Origin of the sequence: Pseudomonas sp. SD17-1 (assembly GCF_029201585.1) — a bacterium.
GTDB lineage: Bacteria > Pseudomonadota > Gammaproteobacteria > Pseudomonadales > Pseudomonadaceae > Aquipseudomonas > Aquipseudomonas palmensis.
In genome coordinates, this window is the sequence record NZ_CP104044.1 from 1,522,081 (window position 1) to 1,538,558 (window position 16,478).

The following is a 16,478-nucleotide window of genomic DNA, read 5'->3' on the forward strand; positions in this document are numbered from 1 at the left end:
ATGGATCAACAAAACGCTGTCACGCTGAGCGTGAACGGCCTGGATTATCGCGGCTGGAAGAAAGTCAGCATCAGCGCCGGCATCGAGCGACAGAGCCGGGACTTCAAACTTGACGTGACCTGGCGGTGGCCCGGCCAGGCGGATGAAATCCCGATCCGCCAGGGCGATCACTGTGTGGTCAAGATCGGCGATGACCTGGCCCTGACGGGCTATATCTTCGGCACGCCGGTCAGCTACGACAGCAAACAGGTGACGCGCTCGATTCAAGGGCGGTCGCTGACCGCTGACCTGGTGGACTGCTCGGCGATCAACAAGCCCGGGCAGTGGAAGGGCCAGACCGTGCACCAAATCGTGCAGGCCCTGGCCTGGCCCTACGGTGTGCGGGTCTTCAGCCAGGTGGCGGAAACGTCGAAGCTGGCCGAGCACGCCATCGAGCCCGGGGAGACGGTATTCGAATCCATCGACCGCTTGCTGACCCTATCGCGGCTGCTGTCAACGGACGACACGAGGGGGCGGCTGGTGATCATTCGCCCAGGGTCAGCCGGCCGCGCGGTTGACCGTCTGGAGCTGGGGCAAAACATCCTGACCGGTGATGCGGCGCTCGACTTTTCCGGGGTGTTCTCGGACTACAAGGTGACCGGCCAGCGTTCGGGTACGGATGACGCCTTTGGGGCCAAGGCCTCGGAGGTACAGGCCGCTGTGACTGATCCGCGTGCCGCACGCAAGCGCGTGCTGGTGATTCACGAAAGCGGGCAGATGACCCCGGACCTGGCCGCCGCCCGGGCCAACTGGGAGCGCGGCAACCGCATGGGTAAGGCCCTGACCCTGAATTACAAGGTGCAGGGCTGGAGGCAGTCCAACGGCGCCTTATGGCTGCCAAACATGATCGTGCGCGTGGTCGATCCGCTGATCGGCATCGACCGCGACATGCTGATCAGCGAAATCGAATACAGCCTGGACGAAGGCGGCACGGTGGCCAACCTGACCGTGGCGCCGCCGGATGCCTTCGACCCTGAGCCAAAAGACCCGCACAGCACGCGCAAGCTCAAGAAGGGCGGTAAGGCCGACAACTTCGAATACCTCATTCCCGCCGACTGGAAGCCAGGCACATGAAACCGAGCAACAACGTGATAGCCCGGGGCGAACTGGCCCTGGTCAACCCTGACGGCAAGATGCAGGGCCTGCAGATGCGCCTGAACGCCGACGAGGTGAAAGACGGCATGGAGCATTTCGAGCCCTATGGGCTCACGTCCAACCCACACCCCGGGGCCGAAGCGGTGGCGGTGTTCGTCGGCGGTGATCGATCACACGGCATCGTGGTCGTGGTGGCCGACCGGCGCTTTCGCCTGCAGGCGCTCAAGACCGGCGAGGTCGCCCTGTACACCGACGAGGGCGATTTTCTGCACTTCAAGCGCGGCCGCGAAATCGCGATTGAGACCTTGACCCTGAACATCAAGGCCGACACGGCGGTCGCGATTGATACCCCAGTCATGCGCATCAAGGCCACCACGGCGGTCGAGTTCGACACGCCGCTGATCAGCACCACCGGCCGTATCGAGTCGGTCGGGGAACAGGTCGCCGCCGGCGTTAGCACGTCGCTGCACGTACACGAAGGCTCGGACAAGAAACCGGTCAAGGGGTAGCGCATGGCACTGATTGAAGGCGACGAAACCGCCACGGCCTGGCAGCGGGCAGCGGTGATCAGCTTGTTGACCTGGCGCCGCGCCGGCGCCGATGACCGCCTAGACGACGCCGAACGCTTCGGCTGGTGGGGCGACAGTTTCCCCAGCCAGGCCGACGACCGTATCGGGTCGCGGCTGTGGCAGTTGCGCCGGCGCAAGCTGACCGACGCCACGCTACAGGAGGCCGAGGCCTTCGCCCGGGAAGCGCTGGCTTGGATGCTCGATGACGGTCGGGTCACCGCCGTTACGGTAACGGTGGCCCGGGGTATCGACCGCTTGAACATGGGGGTGGTGCTCACGTTGCGAGACGGGCGAACCATCAATCTGCAACTCGACAACCTATGGCAGGTGATTAATGCCGTTTAATACCCCGAGCCTGCCCGAGCTGATCAGCACCGAGCTGTCGCGCCTGGCGGGCTCCAGTGCGCTGCTGCGCTCTGACGCCGAGGTGCTGGCCCGCGTGCTGGCTGCCGCGTCGTATGGGCGCTACGGGCATCAGGCCTACATTGCCGACCAGATTTTGCCGGACACGGCGGACGAAGAAACCTTGCTGCGCATGGCGCAGGCGCGCTTGAAGCGTGGCCGGCTGGAGGCGGTAGTCAGCACCGGTACCGGGACATTCGCCGGCGCGGTCTCGGCGTTGCTCGATGCCGGCACGCTGCTGCAGCGTGACGACGGCGTGCGCTTTCGTGTGACGACCACGGTCACCCTGACCGGCGCGAGCGGTACCGCCAAGCTTGAAGCCCTGGACGCCGGCCCGCTGGGCAACACCCCGGCGGGCACCGTGCTGCGCTTCGTCTCGCCGGTGCTGGGCGTGAAAGAGACGGTCACCGTCGATGCGCCCGGCCTGCAGGGCGGGGTGGCCCAGGAGAGCATTGAGGCCCTGCGCGCCCGTGTGCTTCGTTCGTATCGTGTGATTCCCCACGGCGGCAGCCAAAGCGATTACGTGACCTGGGCGCTGGAGGTGGCCGGGGTCACCCGGGCCTGGGTCGTGCGGCACTGGATGGGGCCGGGCACGGTCGCGGTGTTCTTCATGCGTGACAGCGACGTCGACCCGATCCCCAGCCCGGCCGCGTGCGACCTGGTGCGGGCTTACATCGAGAAAGAACGGCCGGTGACTGCCGAGCTGTACGTGTTGCCGCCGGCGGAAAAGCCGGTGCAGTACGAACTGAAAATCACCCCCGACAGCAGCGCCGTGCGCCGTGCCGTTGAGGGTGCGCTGATCGATCTGCACAACCGTGAATCCGCCCTGGGCGCCGAGCTGCTGCTGTCGCATATTCGCGAGGCCATCAGCGGCGCCACGGGCGAGCGCGATCACGACGTTATCAGCCCGTCCGGCAACGTCTCGGCCGCTGCCAACCAGTTGCTGACCTACGGGGGTGTGCTGTGGCGATCATGACCGCCGAGGCCTACCACGCGCAGCTGCGCCTGCTGCTGCCGCCTGGGCCGGCATGGGACCGGGAGTTCAACCCGGGGCTGGACGAGCTGCTGCAGGTGGGTGCCGAACTGCTGGCCAAGGAAGACATGCGCGCCGCCGACCTGCTGGCCGAGTCAGACCCGTACACCGTGCGCGAGCTGGTACCGGATTGGGAGCGGGTAATGGACCTGCCCGACCCCTGCTTGGGCGATTCGCCCAAGTTCGAGGATCGGCAGTTGGCCGTGCGCCGGCGCCTGGTCGAGGTCGGCGGGCAGTCGCCCGCGTACTTCGTCGAGCTGGCCATCGGGCAGGGCTACCCGTATGCCCGCGTGATTGAGCACCGGGCGCCGCGCTTTGGCCGCTCACACTTCGGTGCGGCGCACTTCGGTACATGGGTCGCGCAGTTCATGTGGACGCTCGACACGGGACCCCGGCGCCGCCTGGGGCGGCGCTTCGGTGTGTCGTACTTCGGCGAGCAGTTCGGGGGCAACCCGAGCGGCGCCCTGGAGTGTGTCTTGCGGCGTGGCGCACCTGCGCACGCCATCGAATTTATCAAGTATGGAGAGTAGTGGATGGACTATCCCAAGAGCGTGCCCAACATCGGTTTGGTGGACGGGCACTTTGTCGATGAGAATCCGGTCACGGGGCAAATCGGCTCATTGATCCCGGCCGCCTGGGGCGACGCGATCACCCAGGAAGTGCTGAACGTTATCAAGGGCGCCGGCATGGTGCCCGACGAGGCCAATGTCAGTCAGTTGCTGTCTGCGGTTCTGTCTATCGCCGCGTCGGATGTCAAGAAGTCGGTGCGGGTGGCCACCACGGGGGCTATCGCGCTGAGCGGCCTGCAGACTATTGACGATGTTGCCCTGGTGGCCGGGGATCGCGTCCTGGTCAAGAACCAGGCCAACGCTGCACAGAACTGGATCTACACCGCCGCCGCAGGGGCGTGGGTGCGTGCGAAGGATGCCGATGAGAGTATTGAGTGTGCCCCTGGCCACCTGGTGCCGGTGCAGGCTGGCACGCGAAACGCAGGCACATCGTGGCAGTTGTCGAACACCACGCCGCCCGTTCTCGGCGCGACGGCCCTGGTATTTGAACAGGCAGGAGGTAAAACGGGCGTGGTTCCCGGGCCCTACTTCAAGGTCTCTGTAGATGCCTACGGTCATGTCAGAAGCGGTGCCAACCCAACAACCCTACAGGGTTTCGGCATTCTCGACGCGATCACCAAAATCGAATCCACTGAGGCAATTCAGGTGGCTATATCGGCGCTGGTTGCGGAAGCGCCGTCCTCGCTGGACACGCTGAAAAAACTTGCAAGTGCGATTGGGAATAACCCAAATTTCTCAGCCACCACGGCCAACGCACTGGCGGCTATGTCCAATGCACTGCTGGATAAGGTGAACAAAGCAACCACGCTCGCCGGGTACGGCATTACCGATGCGGTTAATGTGGCGAACAAAGCCACGCAGGCTGAGGCCGAGGCGGGGGCAAGCGACACTAAGTGGATGACACCACTGGGGGTCTTCAGGGCGTTCACCAGCTTTGTGTCGCAAGCTACGGAAACCGCGTTCGGCTGGGCAAAGGTCGCCGGGCAGTCAGCAACGAATGCCGGCAACGATGACACAACTTTTGTCACGCCGAAGAAGCTGCGCAACGGGTTTTCGGTGCAGTTCGACGGTACGGGGTACATCGCGCTCCCGAGCTGGATGGGGGGGTGGATTCTTCAGTGGGTCAATGCTGGCTCCATTCCCAGCCTCGCATCGGGTGGCTTTGTAACTAAAACACTGACCTGGCCCCTGACGTTTCCTGTGGGGCCGATGGTGCCGTGGGGAATTGCCACCGGCGCAACAGCCTCAGAGGTGGGCATGGTGGTGACGCCCAACGGGATGAACTCCACCGGCATGAACCTTTCAGTCTTCAACGCAGCGCAAGCATCGAAAGGCGTGCAGAGCGTCATTGGTTTCGTTATCGGCCGCTAGGAGGCCTGGCACATGATCTATTACAACCCCGCAACTGGCGGGTTTCTGGACACTGTTATCCATGGTACGGACCTGCCCGCAGGCATCGTCAAAGTCAGCACCGAACTTCGCGGTCAGATTATTGCCGCTCGGGCTGATGGGCAGGTGATTGTCTGTGAGGGGGGCGCCATATCGTTTCAGGCAGCGCCGCCGGCGCCTGCTGCTGTGGTCGAGGAGCAAGAGCGCATCTGGCGGGATGGCGTGATGCTGCGCGCTGCGGGTCTACGCGACCGCCACCGCGACCAGCAGGAGCTTGGCCTTCCCACAACGCTGGAGCCTGATCAGTTCATGGCTCTACTGCTCTACATCCAGCAGCTTCGCGACTGGCCCCAGTCGGAGCTGTTCCCCGGCATCGAGCACCGCCCTGTGCCTCCGACCTGGTTGGCCGACTTGACCCCATAAAGCCCCGCACTGACGGGGCTTTTTCTTTCCTGAGCCCGCCTTGAGCGGGCTTTTTATTGCCTGGAGAAACGCATGGCTCGAATTTCCGACTCCCTGGCGGGCAGCAAGAATGCGCTCGCTTTCCTCGATATGTTGGCATGGTCCGAAGGTACGTCGATCAGCAAGCACACCCGCGACGACGGATATGACGTGGTGGTTGGCGGCATCGACAGCCCGAACACCTTCAAGACCTACAGCACCCACCCTGGCGTGCTGGTGACCGTGAACAACAAGGGCCTGAAGTCCACGGCCGCTGGCCGGTACCAGCAACTCCAGCGCTACTGGCCCCATTACCGCGACCTACTCAAGCTGCCTGACTTCGGGCCCACCAGCCAAGACAAGCTGGCCCTGCACCTGATCAAGGAGCGTGGCGCCCTGGCGGACGTGCACGCCGGCCGCATTCAGGCCGCAATCACGAAGTGCCGGAATATCTGGGCCAGCCTGCCGGGCGCTGGGTACGGGCAGCATGAGCGCAAGCTGGATGACCTGCTGGCGCACTACATCGCCGCCGGCGGGAGGTTGGCGTGAACGGTCGGATCTACCGTGCGATTGCACTGCTGGTGGTGGTGGCGTCGTACTGGGCCACGTATCAGCACGGGCGTACGACGATGGATGCCGAGTGGCAGGACAGGTGGTCTGCCCGCGATGCCGGCGACAAACAGGCCTGGGCCATTGCTGAGCAACAGGCCCGACATGAGGAGCAGCGCCGCGCTGTGGTGCTAGAAGAGGTGAGGGCGAATGCTCGACTACAGGAACAAGTTGCAACAGTTGGTGCTGTTGGTGCTGATGCTGCTAGCCAGCGGCTGCGCGTCACCACCGTGCGATACGCCAGCTCTGCGAGTAACTGCGCCGCGGATTCCGCCGCTGCCGCAAGAGGCCATTCAGCCACGCGCGCCGCAATGGTGCTCTCCGACCTGCTCGCACGGGCTGACGCTCGAGCGGGAGAGCTGGCGCAAGCATATGATCGAGCGACGATAGCAGGCTTTGCATGTCAGCGGTCTTATGAACTCCTCCATGAGTAGTCTGTATAGACTGCGGATTACTAACTTCGCTGTGCAGGGGGGCCGTCCTTGTGGAGGTGGCTCAACAATGTATAAGCAGGGTCAAGTGAAAGGGTAGGGTTGCTAGCGTCAAATTTTCCAATTATGAATGAATCTCTGCTTATCTTGCTCGTTTGCAGATAAATCACACCCCCTGCTGCGAATATTTTTGGTGAGTGCTGCTGAAAGATGCCAGTCCTGCTGATGTGTATTTGAAGCGCTTGCTCTATAGTGTCTTCAGCCACTGTGGCAGGGGGGATTATTTTCTCATATTTACTATCGGCTAAGCTTATAGGGTTATGCCTATTTAGTTTTTTCTCCTCTTGATTGAAGTGGATGGTGGGTAAGATTGATCGTAAAAATAGGGAGAGCCGGCCAACTGTAGAAGACAGGGACTCATTTTTTATTTCTAGAGATGATACCCTTTCTTCAAGCTGCGCGACTTGCATTGATGAGGATTTTAATTGCTCATTCAGTTGATTTATAGAGATCTCAAGTTGGTTCTGTAGGTTTTTGGTGCTGGCTAATTCAGTTGTCTTTGTCGCGATATCTTTTTCATGTTGAGACTGCACCGCTCTATAGCTTTTTCGTAGGTCAGCTGCTTCTTCGAGAGTCATGGGCGTTTCATCCTCAATCGACTGCTGTACACCTTTTAGTGTTTTTTTATGTCTGTGGGATATTTTATAAAACCACTTTGCGGGTATCGGATAGACAGTCAAAAGTAGTATTGCTGAAACTAGTGGAAGCAAAACTCCATGGGATAGTATTGTGGTTGTGTTTGGAAATATATATAGGTCAATGTAGGTTAGTTTGACTGGGGCCTTCAGGTCTGAAAGAACTATTGTTATAAATTTCCAGTTCCATACTACCCATGATAGTAGGAATGCCCCTGATAGTGGGCTGGTTACTCTGTCGTAAAGTTGTGCTTTGATTGTTGTTGTAATGTCGTCGATCATCTTTAGATGACTCCCGAGTTGGCTTGATTTTCGGTTTGGTTGTGTCTGGCTAGCCATGTCGATGGTATAAGTATCAGGCGGCTAGCAGTGGATCATGATGTTTTTATGCTATCACGACGCAAGAGCTATGCGGTGCTACCACGAGGCGAAGGCAGCAGGTAGCTCGGCCCAGGAGGTGGAGCGGTTACGGGGGCTGGCAGAGTCTCTGTTCTAGGCGGTTCACGACTATCAGTTACGAGCGCTTGGAGCACCTACACAGAAGGTTCATTAGCGTGATATTTGGGGCAAATATGGGGCGAATCATTCGCCACTCTATGCCAACCCATGCCAAAAGCACTCCTAGCGCACTGTCGATAAAAGGCGCTCAAGTCCAGCACATATGGGCTTGAGCGCCTTTTTTCATTAATGCACCAGCACAATCGGGGTATGTGGTGGTAATGTCAGCGCGCCGCCATCTCAAGCCACCCAGCCAAGGACCCACGATGATCGTAATTGATACAGTTTCTGCTCCCGTCATTCAAGCGCTTGGGGAGCAGGTGTTGGACCTCGTTGCTGAGAACGTCACAGATCTGGCCATGGCCCACCCGCCTGCCTCACACCCTCTGTTCAGCGCGTATCGCTTGATCTTGCTCACCGAGGTTCGTGCTTATCTGGCTCGCTCCGCCCCATCTCAGATCGAGCTGGTGACCGCGACCGAACATGGAGAGATGCTGGGTTTTGCCCTGTGCGGTCTGTCACCCAGTGGTGAGTGCGGCGTCTACTACATTGCGGTAAGCAAGACCCGGCGTAACCAGGGCATCATGAGTTTGATCATGCGTGATGTTGTCAGTAGATACTCGATCATCAGCCTCTCCTGCGACGTGCATCAGGTGCCTCGCTACGAAAGATACGGCTTCGTACCTGCCTCAGTGCGCAAAAACCAAATCGTGATGGTGATAGGCGATCCTCAAGAAGAGACGCCGATCCTTGACCCTGATCAACTCCAGCAGCAGCCTCCCATTTTGCAAGAGCGGATGGCTGCATCGCGCCGCTCCACTGAGCGCGCAGTCGAGCAGGCGAACAAGGCTATGAAGAAATTTCTGAAGGCTGAGGAGACCAAGGCGAAGCAGTACCTACAGCAGCGGTTGAAGCAGCGAGCGTAGCGGTATCAGAGGGGCTCATTTAGGGCAAAATTAGGGCAAAACAGGGGCCGCGAGAGGCCGTCGTAGGCCAGCTCCAAAGCCTATTTCACCGTGTTTGTTGGCCTATTCCGGCCTATGGATTAAATCGGACGGGTTCAAATCCCTATCTCTCCGCCATACATGCAAGAGCCCCTGAAACCTACGGTTTCAGGGGCTTTTTGCTTTTCGCGTGCGCACAGCAATTGTGCGTAGGAAACACTGTTCCCTGTTTCGGCGCATTCTGGCACTCAAGTAACACCCCATAAACCACGTATTCACGCCTGGAGTCAGGACATTTCCTATGGGCAGTGAAAGTGGCCGGTATTACTCTCGACCTGCACCTGAAAACAAGTGCGCACATGAATCCATCATGAAAAGGATATTTCCATGGGTAAGTACTGCTGCATGTATATCAACGAGTTCAAGGTCGACCAACCTGCTGAAGACGAAGTGGATAGCGTCAAGCTGGAAGAAGAGTTCACGCCAGAAGAAGCTGCTGTACTGGCTGAGTGATGAAAATGAATGAGGCGCTTGCTGCGCCTCATTTTTCTTTCAGCGTATATGGAAATTCCAGCCGATGAACATGATTGCTCCCGAGCGTACGTTGTCATTGCAAGATGCAGAAAGTGTGATAGATCAGCATTTTATCAACGAAGGAATACAGGTAACCCTGAACCGTTACGGTAGCCCGCTGTCCAGCACTGTGGCCACGCTTGAATTCCCCTTTGACAGCCGTGACATGGAGTCTGTCGGCTGCGGAAAAGGGTATGAAGCAGAGGCGCGCATCGGCGCCAAGTATGAAGCGTATGAACATAGCATGGGGCCACTTCAACTACGCTCCCATAGCGCCTTGCAGTGTTTTGATTCGGTAGTTTCCCAACCGGCCCTGCAGGACGTACTGCCGGTGCAGATGCTTCGTCATTCGAAGACTGCACAGATGGCTGTCATCCACTTTGCGGCGCATGAAGCATCAGGCGGCGCTGATCTGCACTACCCGTCATTCCTGATCAATCATCAGTATGCCAATGAAGCCATCGCTGGCGATGATGCCGACTATGGCGCTGCGCGCCGATATTCCTGTGGTACGGGTGTGGCAGCAGGCTACGGGTTCACCGAGGCGGCGATACATGCCGCGAGCGAAGTCATAGAGCGCCACGGTATCGGCCGCTTTATTGCACAGCACTTCTTTTACGAGTGCAAAACACCCATAAGAAAGATCGCTCACGCCTCGATGCCGCAAGCATTGCTGCAAACCTTGCGCGATGCGCAAGGTGCTATCGGGGCCTCGATCGAAGTGTTCGACGCCACCAGCCAGATACCCTATCCCGTTTTCATTGCCTATTGCCCAGACAAGACAATCGCCGATGTGCATGTGGTTGGCGGTGGCTGTTCGCTGTACCCGAGCCACGCCGCAGCACGCGCCATCAAGGAGCTGGTGCAGCAATACAAAGTCGCCGAAGGCCTGGAAGAGGTCACCCGGGAATGGACAGGTTCAAGGAACAACCTGGCACGGCACCCACGGCTGCTGCGGTGCCTGCGCCTGGCGTTTGATTCGACGCAGCGCGCCAGGATGACATCTGCCCCCATGCCACGCGACCCGGACAGAATGCCACTGGATCAACATTTGCTGCACCTGAAGCACGAGTGCTTCAAGGCGGATCATCCCATCTGGGTAAAGGAGCTGCATTGCAGCGCGGCCCAAGTAAGCCTGGCCTGTGCCGTCATGCCGAAAATGGAAAGGTTCTCCATCGTCTCGCTGGGTGGAAAAGTGGTGCCTTGCTACAAGTACGAGTAAACGGCACCACCCTCAGGTCGCCAGGGGCAGGTCATCATCAACGGGCTGGATCAGCCCTCTCTTTCGGAATCAGGCCATTCATGAGCCCAACCAAAAACGTGAGCCCGCGTGAACGGCAGCGCCGTGATTATCTGCTGTCTTCGCCACTCGGCGCTGCTACCCGCGCGATCCACCTGGGGCAACATGAGGCGGGCCTGGATCAGTTTCCAGTGCCCGCACTGATCTGCAATTCCGCGGCACTGTTGGACTCCGTTGAAGCGGGGAGGGACATGCTCGGCAATGCAGAGGAGGAAAACTTTGCCTACCAGCGCTACGCCAACCCCACCGTTTCCGTCCTGGAGGCGAAGTTTCGTGCCATCGAACACTGTGCCTACAGTCTGGCAGTCAACAGCGGAATGACCGCCTGCCTGCTGGTCTTTCGTGCGCTGCTGGGCGCAGGTGACCACGTCATCGTGCCCCGCGGCCTGTTCTATGAAGTGATCGAACAGCTTGAGCATGAAACACGTCAGCGTGGCATGACGCTGTCGGTCATTGAAGCGTACGAAACGGCGGCGTTTCAGGCGGCCCTGCGGCCCGACACCAGAATGATCTTTATCGAGGCACCTACCAACCCGGCTTTTCTGGACATCAATATTGCGGAACTGGCGCAACTTTGCATGAAGAACGCCGTTCTTCTGGTTGTCGACAATACCTTTCTAACGCCACTCTGCCAGAAGCCGTTGTCGCTGGGGGCGGCAGTGACCTTGTATTCCACCACCAAGCATATCAATGGGCACGGCGATGTAATGGGCGGGATGATAAGTACCAATGACCCGGATCTGTTCAAAGCATTGAAGTCTCACAGGGAAAGTGCCGGGCTGATCCTCGACCCGTTTTCGGCCTGGCTTACGGTGCGTGGTTTGAGAACACTTGCGCTCAGATTGAAAAAGCATGCCGACAATGCACTTGCTGTCATTGCCATGTTGAATCAGGAGTTTCCCACGTTGCAATGGCGTGCCGTATGGTCGACCAGGAGCGCACAGGCTAACGGCATTGACCCGTCATTGCATACAGGTCTTATTGCCATTGTGTTGCCTTCGCAGGAAGCGGGCACAATCTTTGTTAGTCAACTGCAATTGATACGAACAGGTACCACCTTCGGGAACATTGAATCCCTGTGTTATCACTACGGTAGTTTTGCCCGAGCAGGCGGCACCGACCTGGAGCGAATGGGCGTACCTCCCGGGTTGGTCCGAATCTCTGTGGGGCTGGAAGACACTGACGATATCAATGCAGACATCAGGCGCGCACTGCGCCTTGCCATGCCCGCCGAAGCCTCGGCAGCAGGCGAAGAGTCGCCGGTGTGAAGCTCGAGAATCTGAGTCGAAAATCAGAATGACCGTCGAAGTCGATTCGCAGGCCCTGCCCGGGCAACTAGCACGAACGTTCCATAAGGCTTTGAAAGGTGTAACAAATCTTTTGATTTATTGTGCTGGCCTCCTTACAATCGCCGCGCCATCAGTAAGACGGCGAATCGTAATTTAAGGGATTTAGAATGAAAAAGTTTATCAAGGCATCGGTCGCAATCGCTGTTGTTTCGGGTGTTGCCCTGCTGTCCGGTTGCACTGGCCAAGTGTACAACCAGCCAAAGAACTGCTCGTACGATTACCTGTTCCACCCTTCGGTTTCCATCTCCAAGGTTATTGGTGGCTGCGGTCCAATCGACAAACTGCCGCAGCAGCAGTAAGTTTGGCGTGATCAGGCCATTGCGGCCTGATCAAGAAACCCCGACACGCCAAGTGTCGGGGTTTTTTTTGGCTTGCCAATTACCTGGCACAAGGTTGATGTCAAAATGATATTAACTGTTGTGGTCAACCAAGATTTATCCAGCACGGCCAGCGGTACAACGCCTAGGCCTTGAGATGGTCGACGATCTCATCCTTGGTCAGCAGCCGTTTCTTGCGCAGTTCCGTCACCTGATCGTCCGTGGCGCTGCCGCTTTCTGCCTCGACCACTTGGGCGTCGATCGCGTTGTACTTCTCGTGCAACGTACTGAGCCGCGGATCGGTTTTCTTTTTTTCGTCGAAGGCTTCCCTGGTCAGATTCAGGTCTGCAAGCAAATCGTGTTTGACCGGCATCTCTTCACCTCTGCTGATAGGTTGGTGGGCATGAACCTTCAGGATAGACGCGTTTGCCGCCCCCCGCAGATGGGGTAGTCTGTCGAATCATTTCCCCCGACGGACGCCCGAGTCATGCCCCATCTGCACCTGGAATACAGCGCCAACCTGCGCGAGCTTGAAGTCGACAAGGTTCTGCTGCGCCTGAATCACGCGCTGGTCGGCAGTGGTCAGTTCGCCCAGGAACTGGATATCAAGAGTCGCGCGCGCGCCTTCGAACATTTTCGTGTGGGCGTGGCCCCGGTCGAGCGGGCATTTGTCTGTGTGCGGCTGTCACTGCTCAGCGGCCGCTCCCCGGAGGTCAAGAAGCAGCTCTCGGGCAGCCTGCTCGAGGTGCTCAAGGATGCGGTGGTCGAGGTGAGCGGTCGCGAGCTTCAGTTGAGCGTCGAGCTGGTCGACATGGACCGTGACAGCTACGCCAAGGTGCTGTTGCCCGCCTGACCGCTGTTCGGGGGCAGGGCGACAAGGCCCTGTTCCTGAATAAAGGCTGAACAAGAAGTGTTCTGCCCTTCGCTCAATAAAGTGCAATTATTTGTTGGCGTCTTTTTCACGAAAAATTGATGGCACCCTGCCTACAGTCCGCCTTGTTTTTAATTGATGTTGCAATGACATCGTCCCGGACTTTCAAGAAGCGAAGCGCCATGTTCAAGTTAAAGCCCCTGCGTGCCGAATGGGTAACGTTGATTGCCAGCCTGTACCTGTTGATCGGTTTCAACGCGGTGCTGTGGCAGCATGTTTTCAGTATCGTGCCGGGGGATGCCCCGGGCCTGGTTCTGCGCCTGGCGTTTGCCGTGCTGGTGTTCTGCGCGTTCAACCTGGTGCTGACCCTGGTGGCCTTCCGGCCCGTGTTCAAGCCGGTGCTGGCGGGGTTGTTCCTTGTCAGCGCGGGGGTGGCCTACTTCATGAATCGCTACGGCGTGCTGATCGATGTGGGCATGTTGCGCAATACCATGGAAACCAATGCCACCGAAGTGCGTGATCTGCTCTCGTTCACGTTGGCCGGCTATATCCTGTTACTGGGCGTAGTGCCGAGTATTCTTTTATATAAAACCCCGATTCTTTATCGCACCTTCCCACGCGAGTTGTTGAGCAAGTTGGTGGTCGGTACGGCCAGCGCAACAGTACTGGGCGCGGTGGCATTGCTCAATTACCAGGGGCTTTCCTCGTTGTTTCGCAATCACCATGAACTGCACCTGATGGTCGTGCCCAGCAACTATGTCGGCGCCGCAGTAGCCTATGTCAGCGAGCAGCTAGGCAGCGCGCATGTACCGTTGCGCCGCATTGGCGAAGATGCCGTGCGCCCGCTGGCGGTAACGCCCCAGGCCCGCAAGTCGTTGACCGTGCTGGTGGTGGGCGAGAGCGCCCGCGCACAGAACTTCGGCCTGCTCGGTTACGACCGCGATACCACGCCTCAGCTGAGCAAGGAGGCGGGGCTGGTGGCCTTCAGCGACGTGCATTCGTGCGGTACCGAAACGGCGGTGTCGGTACCCTGCATGTTCTCCACCTTCACCCGCAAGCAGTATGACGCCAGCAAGGCCAGGAACCAGGAGGGCCTGCTCGACGTACTGCAGCGTGCCGGCATCGCGGTGCACTGGCGCGACAACCAGTCCGGCTGCAAGGGCACCTGCGATCGCGTGGCGTTCGAGGATGTCAGCAACCTCAAGGACCCGGCCCTGTGCGCCGACAGCGAATGCCACGACGAAATCCTGTTGAAGGGGCTGGAGGCGATGCTCGACAACCTGCAGCAGGACACCGTGCTGGTACTGCACCAGATGGGCAGCCACGGGCCGGAGTACTTCAAGCGCTACCCCAAGGCCTACGAGCGTTTCACCCCGGTGTGCCGCAGCAATGCCCTGGACAAGTGCGACCGCCAGAGCATCATCAATGGCTACGACAACACCCTGGTGTACACCGACCACGTGCTGGCCACGCTGATCGACGTCCTGCGCAGTCGTCAGGACAAGGTCGACACCGCCATGCTGTACCTGTCCGACCATGGCGAGTCGCTGGGTGAGTACAACCTGTTCCTGCACGGCACGCCCTACATGCTCGCTCCCGAGCAGCAGAAGCACATACCGATGCTGGCGTGGTTTTCCGATGGCTATCGCAAGGACTACGCCGTCGATACCGACTGCCTGCAGCGCTCGCGCAACCAGCCGCTGAGCCAGGACAACCTGTTCCATTCGATGCTCGGCCTGCTGCGGGTGCACACCTCGGTGTACGACCCGCAACTGGACATGTTCGCCAGTTGCCGTCCGGTGGTCGCTACACACTGACCGCGTGCGCAGGCTGGCGAGGGAACGGCGGTCGAGCGGTTTCCCGGCGGTGGCCTGCGCCGTATATACTGCGCGCCATTGTTCGTGGGAGAGCCTTGTGGCCATCGATATTCACTGGATTTGCGACGACCGCAGCCTGGCCGAGCACTGCCGACAGTGGCGGCAGTTGCCTTATGTAGCGCTTGATACCGAATTCATGCGGGTTGACACGTTTTACCCCATCGCCGGTTTGATCCAGGTCGGCGACGGGCAGCGTGCCTTTCTGATCGATCCGTTGCTGATCGGCGACTGGCAGCCGCTGGCCGAGCTGCTCGAAGACAGCGCCGTGACCAAGGTGCTGCATGCCTGCAGCGAAGATCTCGAGGTGCTGATGCGCCTGACCGGCAGCCTGCCGGCGCCGCTGTTCGACACCCAACTGGCCGCCGGCTACCTGAATCTCGGGTTCTCCATGGGCTACTCGCGACTGGTGCAGGAAGTACTCGGCATCGAGCTGCCCAAGGGCGAGACCCGTTCGGACTGGCTGCAGCGCCCGCTGTCGGAAACCCAGGTCAGCTACGCCGCCGAAGATGCCGTGCACCTGGCCGAAGTCTACGAGCGCCTGCGCCCGCAGTTGTCCGAAGACAAGAATGCCTGGGTGCTGGAAGACGGCGCCGAGCTGGTGGCCCAACTGCGCCGCGAAACCGACCCCTACGAGCTGTACCGTGATGCCAAGCTGGCCTGGAAGCTGTCGCGTGCGCAACTGGCGGTACTGCGCGAGCTGTGCGCCTGGCGCGAACGCGAGGCGCGTGCGCGCAACCTGCCGCGCAACCGGGTGCTGCGCGAGCAATCGCTGTGGCCTCTGGCCCGTACCCAGCCCGACAATCTGTCGGCCCTGGCCAAGATCGAAGACATGCACCCGCGCACCATTCGCCAGGATGGCGAGTTCCTGCTCGAGCTGATAAAGAAGGCCGCCAGCGTGCCGCCCAGCGAGTGGCCGCCGGCCCTGCCCGAGCCCTTGCCGATCGAGGCTTCGGCGCTGCTCAAGCAGCTGCGTGCCATCGGCCAGGCCGAAGGCGAGCGCCTGGGCATCGCGCCCGAACTGATGCTGCGCAAGAAAACCCTCGAGGCGCTGCTCAAGAGCGGCTACCCCAACGGGCCCTATCAACTGCCTGATTCGTTGCGCGGCTGGCGCCGCGAGCGGATGGGCCAGGCGCTGCTCGATTGCCTGGCCGGCACCGGAGACCAGCCATGAAACGTATCTGCTCGATCTACAAGAGCCCGCGCAAGAATGAAATGTACCTCTACGTGCTCAAGGCCGATGGCCTGGAGCGCGTGCCCGAGGGGCTGCTGCCGGCCTTTGGCAAGCCGGTGCATGCCTTCGACCTGGTGTTGACCCCCGAACGCCAACTGGCCCGCGAAGACATCACCCAGGTGCTGGCCAATCTGGAGAAGCAGGGCTACCACCTGCAGATGCCGCCACTTGAAGACGAGTACATCGAGCATCTTCCCGAAGAGCTGTTGCGGCGCAACGACCCGGTCTGAGCTTTTTTCTGTCTTG

At 59.5% G+C, this 16,478-nt stretch carries 19 protein-coding genes and 1 pseudogene; 18 read left to right on the top strand and 2 right to left on the bottom strand.

Annotated elements, in window-relative coordinates; translation table 11 throughout:
* The 9 genes and pseudogenes from N0B28_RS06900 (at position 1) to N0B28_RS06940 (ending at position 6,580) form a co-directional block, all read left to right on the top strand.
* On the top strand, positions 1 to 1,113 hold the full coding sequence (locus tag N0B28_RS06900; RefSeq protein ID WP_275731130.1) for a phage baseplate assembly protein: 1,113 nt from the start codon (positions 1 to 3) through the stop codon (positions 1,111 to 1,113).
* Entirely contained in the window at positions 1,110 to 1,643 is a 534-nt protein-coding gene (locus N0B28_RS06905) for a phage baseplate assembly protein V (protein WP_275731133.1), read from the top strand. The genes N0B28_RS06900 and N0B28_RS06905 overlap by 4 nt, the downstream gene beginning before the upstream one ends.
* Before the next feature lie 3 nt (positions 1,644 to 1,646).
* Entirely contained in the window at positions 1,647 to 2,048 is a 402-nt protein-coding gene (locus N0B28_RS06910) for a phage GP46 family protein (protein ID WP_275731135.1), read from the top strand.
* A complete protein-coding gene (locus tag N0B28_RS06915; protein ID WP_104571793.1) occupies positions 2,038 to 3,081 on the top strand; it encodes a baseplate J/gp47 family protein in 1,044 nt (347 codons plus the stop codon). Before N0B28_RS06910 ends, N0B28_RS06915 begins: the two co-directional genes overlap by 11 nt.
* A complete protein-coding gene (locus tag N0B28_RS06920) occupies positions 3,078 to 3,668 on the top strand; it encodes a putative phage tail protein (protein ID WP_275732032.1) in 591 nt (196 codons plus the stop codon). The genes N0B28_RS06915 and N0B28_RS06920 overlap by 4 nt, the downstream gene beginning before the upstream one ends.
* A gap of 3 nt (positions 3,669 to 3,671) precedes the next feature.
* Positions 3,672 to 4,337: pseudogene (locus N0B28_RS26255) on the top strand (phage tail protein); the annotation flags it as partial.
* Between the two features lie 753 nt (positions 4,338 to 5,090).
* Positions 5,091 to 5,519 (top strand): phage tail protein, encoded by a 429-nt coding sequence (locus tag N0B28_RS06930; RefSeq protein ID WP_275731142.1) that lies wholly within the window; start codon positions 5,091 to 5,093, stop codon positions 5,517 to 5,519.
* 72 nt (positions 5,520 to 5,591) lie between these two features.
* Positions 5,592 to 6,086, top strand: coding sequence for a glycoside hydrolase family 104 protein (locus N0B28_RS06935; RefSeq protein WP_078481881.1), 495 nt, complete (start codon positions 5,592 to 5,594; stop codon positions 6,084 to 6,086).
* A gap of 38 nt (positions 6,087 to 6,124) precedes the next feature.
* Positions 6,125 to 6,580, top strand: coding sequence for a DUF2514 domain-containing protein (locus N0B28_RS06940; protein WP_238596482.1), 456 nt, complete (start codon positions 6,125 to 6,127; stop codon positions 6,578 to 6,580).
* Positions 6,581 to 6,600: 20 nt separating this feature from the next.
* On the opposite strand, the gene N0B28_RS06945 is transcribed toward N0B28_RS06940, so the two are convergent.
* The gene (locus N0B28_RS06945; protein WP_275731145.1) at positions 6,601 to 7,554 is read right to left on the bottom strand and encodes a hypothetical protein; all 954 of its coding nucleotides are present in this window, start codon (positions 7,552 to 7,554) and stop codon (positions 6,601 to 6,603) included.
* Between the two features lie 482 nt (positions 7,555 to 8,036).
* On the opposite strand from N0B28_RS06945, the gene N0B28_RS06950 reads away from it, so the two are divergent.
* The 5 genes from N0B28_RS06950 to N0B28_RS06970 all read left to right on the top strand — a co-directional run bounded on the left by N0B28_RS06950 (position 8,037) and on the right by N0B28_RS06970 (position 12,235).
* Entirely contained in the window at positions 8,037 to 8,696 is a 660-nt protein-coding gene (locus tag N0B28_RS06950) for a GNAT family N-acetyltransferase (RefSeq protein WP_275731148.1), read from the top strand.
* A 405-nt stretch (positions 8,697 to 9,101) separates the two neighbouring features.
* A complete protein-coding gene (locus N0B28_RS06955; RefSeq protein WP_254996984.1) occupies positions 9,102 to 9,227 on the top strand; it encodes a hypothetical protein in 126 nt (41 codons plus the stop codon).
* Between the two features lie 64 nt (positions 9,228 to 9,291).
* Positions 9,292 to 10,509, top strand: coding sequence for a YcaO-like family protein (locus N0B28_RS06960; protein ID WP_100634611.1), 1,218 nt, complete (start codon positions 9,292 to 9,294; stop codon positions 10,507 to 10,509).
* Between the two features lie 80 nt (positions 10,510 to 10,589).
* Positions 10,590 to 11,855, top strand: a complete 1,266-nt coding sequence (locus N0B28_RS06965; protein WP_275731156.1) for an aminotransferase class I/II-fold pyridoxal phosphate-dependent enzyme — start codon at positions 10,590 to 10,592, stop codon at positions 11,853 to 11,855.
* 188 nt (positions 11,856 to 12,043) lie between these two features.
* Positions 12,044 to 12,235, top strand: a complete 192-nt coding sequence (locus tag N0B28_RS06970; protein ID WP_043864211.1) for a YhfL family protein — start codon at positions 12,044 to 12,046, stop codon at positions 12,233 to 12,235.
* A 163-nt stretch (positions 12,236 to 12,398) separates the two neighbouring features.
* Here the strand turns inward: N0B28_RS06970 and N0B28_RS06975 are convergent, their stop codons facing one another.
* A complete protein-coding gene (locus N0B28_RS06975) occupies positions 12,399 to 12,626 on the bottom strand; it encodes a YdcH family protein (RefSeq protein ID WP_043864210.1) in 228 nt (75 codons plus the stop codon).
* Positions 12,627 to 12,740: 114 nt separating this feature from the next.
* On the opposite strand from N0B28_RS06975, the gene N0B28_RS06980 reads away from it, so the two are divergent.
* The 4 genes from N0B28_RS06980 to N0B28_RS06995 all read left to right on the top strand — a co-directional run bounded on the left by N0B28_RS06980 (position 12,741) and on the right by N0B28_RS06995 (position 16,462).
* On the top strand, positions 12,741 to 13,106 hold the full coding sequence (locus N0B28_RS06980; protein WP_058541519.1) for a 5-carboxymethyl-2-hydroxymuconate Delta-isomerase: 366 nt from the start codon (positions 12,741 to 12,743) through the stop codon (positions 13,104 to 13,106).
* Positions 13,107 to 13,306: 200 nt separating this feature from the next.
* The gene (locus N0B28_RS06985) at positions 13,307 to 14,941 is read left to right on the top strand and encodes a phosphoethanolamine--lipid A transferase (RefSeq protein WP_078481643.1); all 1,635 of its coding nucleotides are present in this window, start codon (positions 13,307 to 13,309) and stop codon (positions 14,939 to 14,941) included.
* A 97-nt stretch (positions 14,942 to 15,038) separates the two neighbouring features.
* Positions 15,039 to 16,172 carry a ribonuclease D gene (gene rnd, locus N0B28_RS06990; protein WP_043864207.1) on the top strand — a complete coding sequence of 378 codons (1,134 nt, stop codon included), beginning with the start codon at positions 15,039 to 15,041 and terminating at the stop codon, positions 16,170 to 16,172.
* Positions 16,169 to 16,462, top strand: a complete 294-nt coding sequence (locus tag N0B28_RS06995) for a YcgL domain-containing protein (protein WP_043864206.1) — start codon at positions 16,169 to 16,171, stop codon at positions 16,460 to 16,462. The genes rnd and N0B28_RS06995 overlap by 4 nt, the downstream gene beginning before the upstream one ends.
* The last annotated feature ends 16 nt before the right edge of the window (positions 16,463 to 16,478 follow it).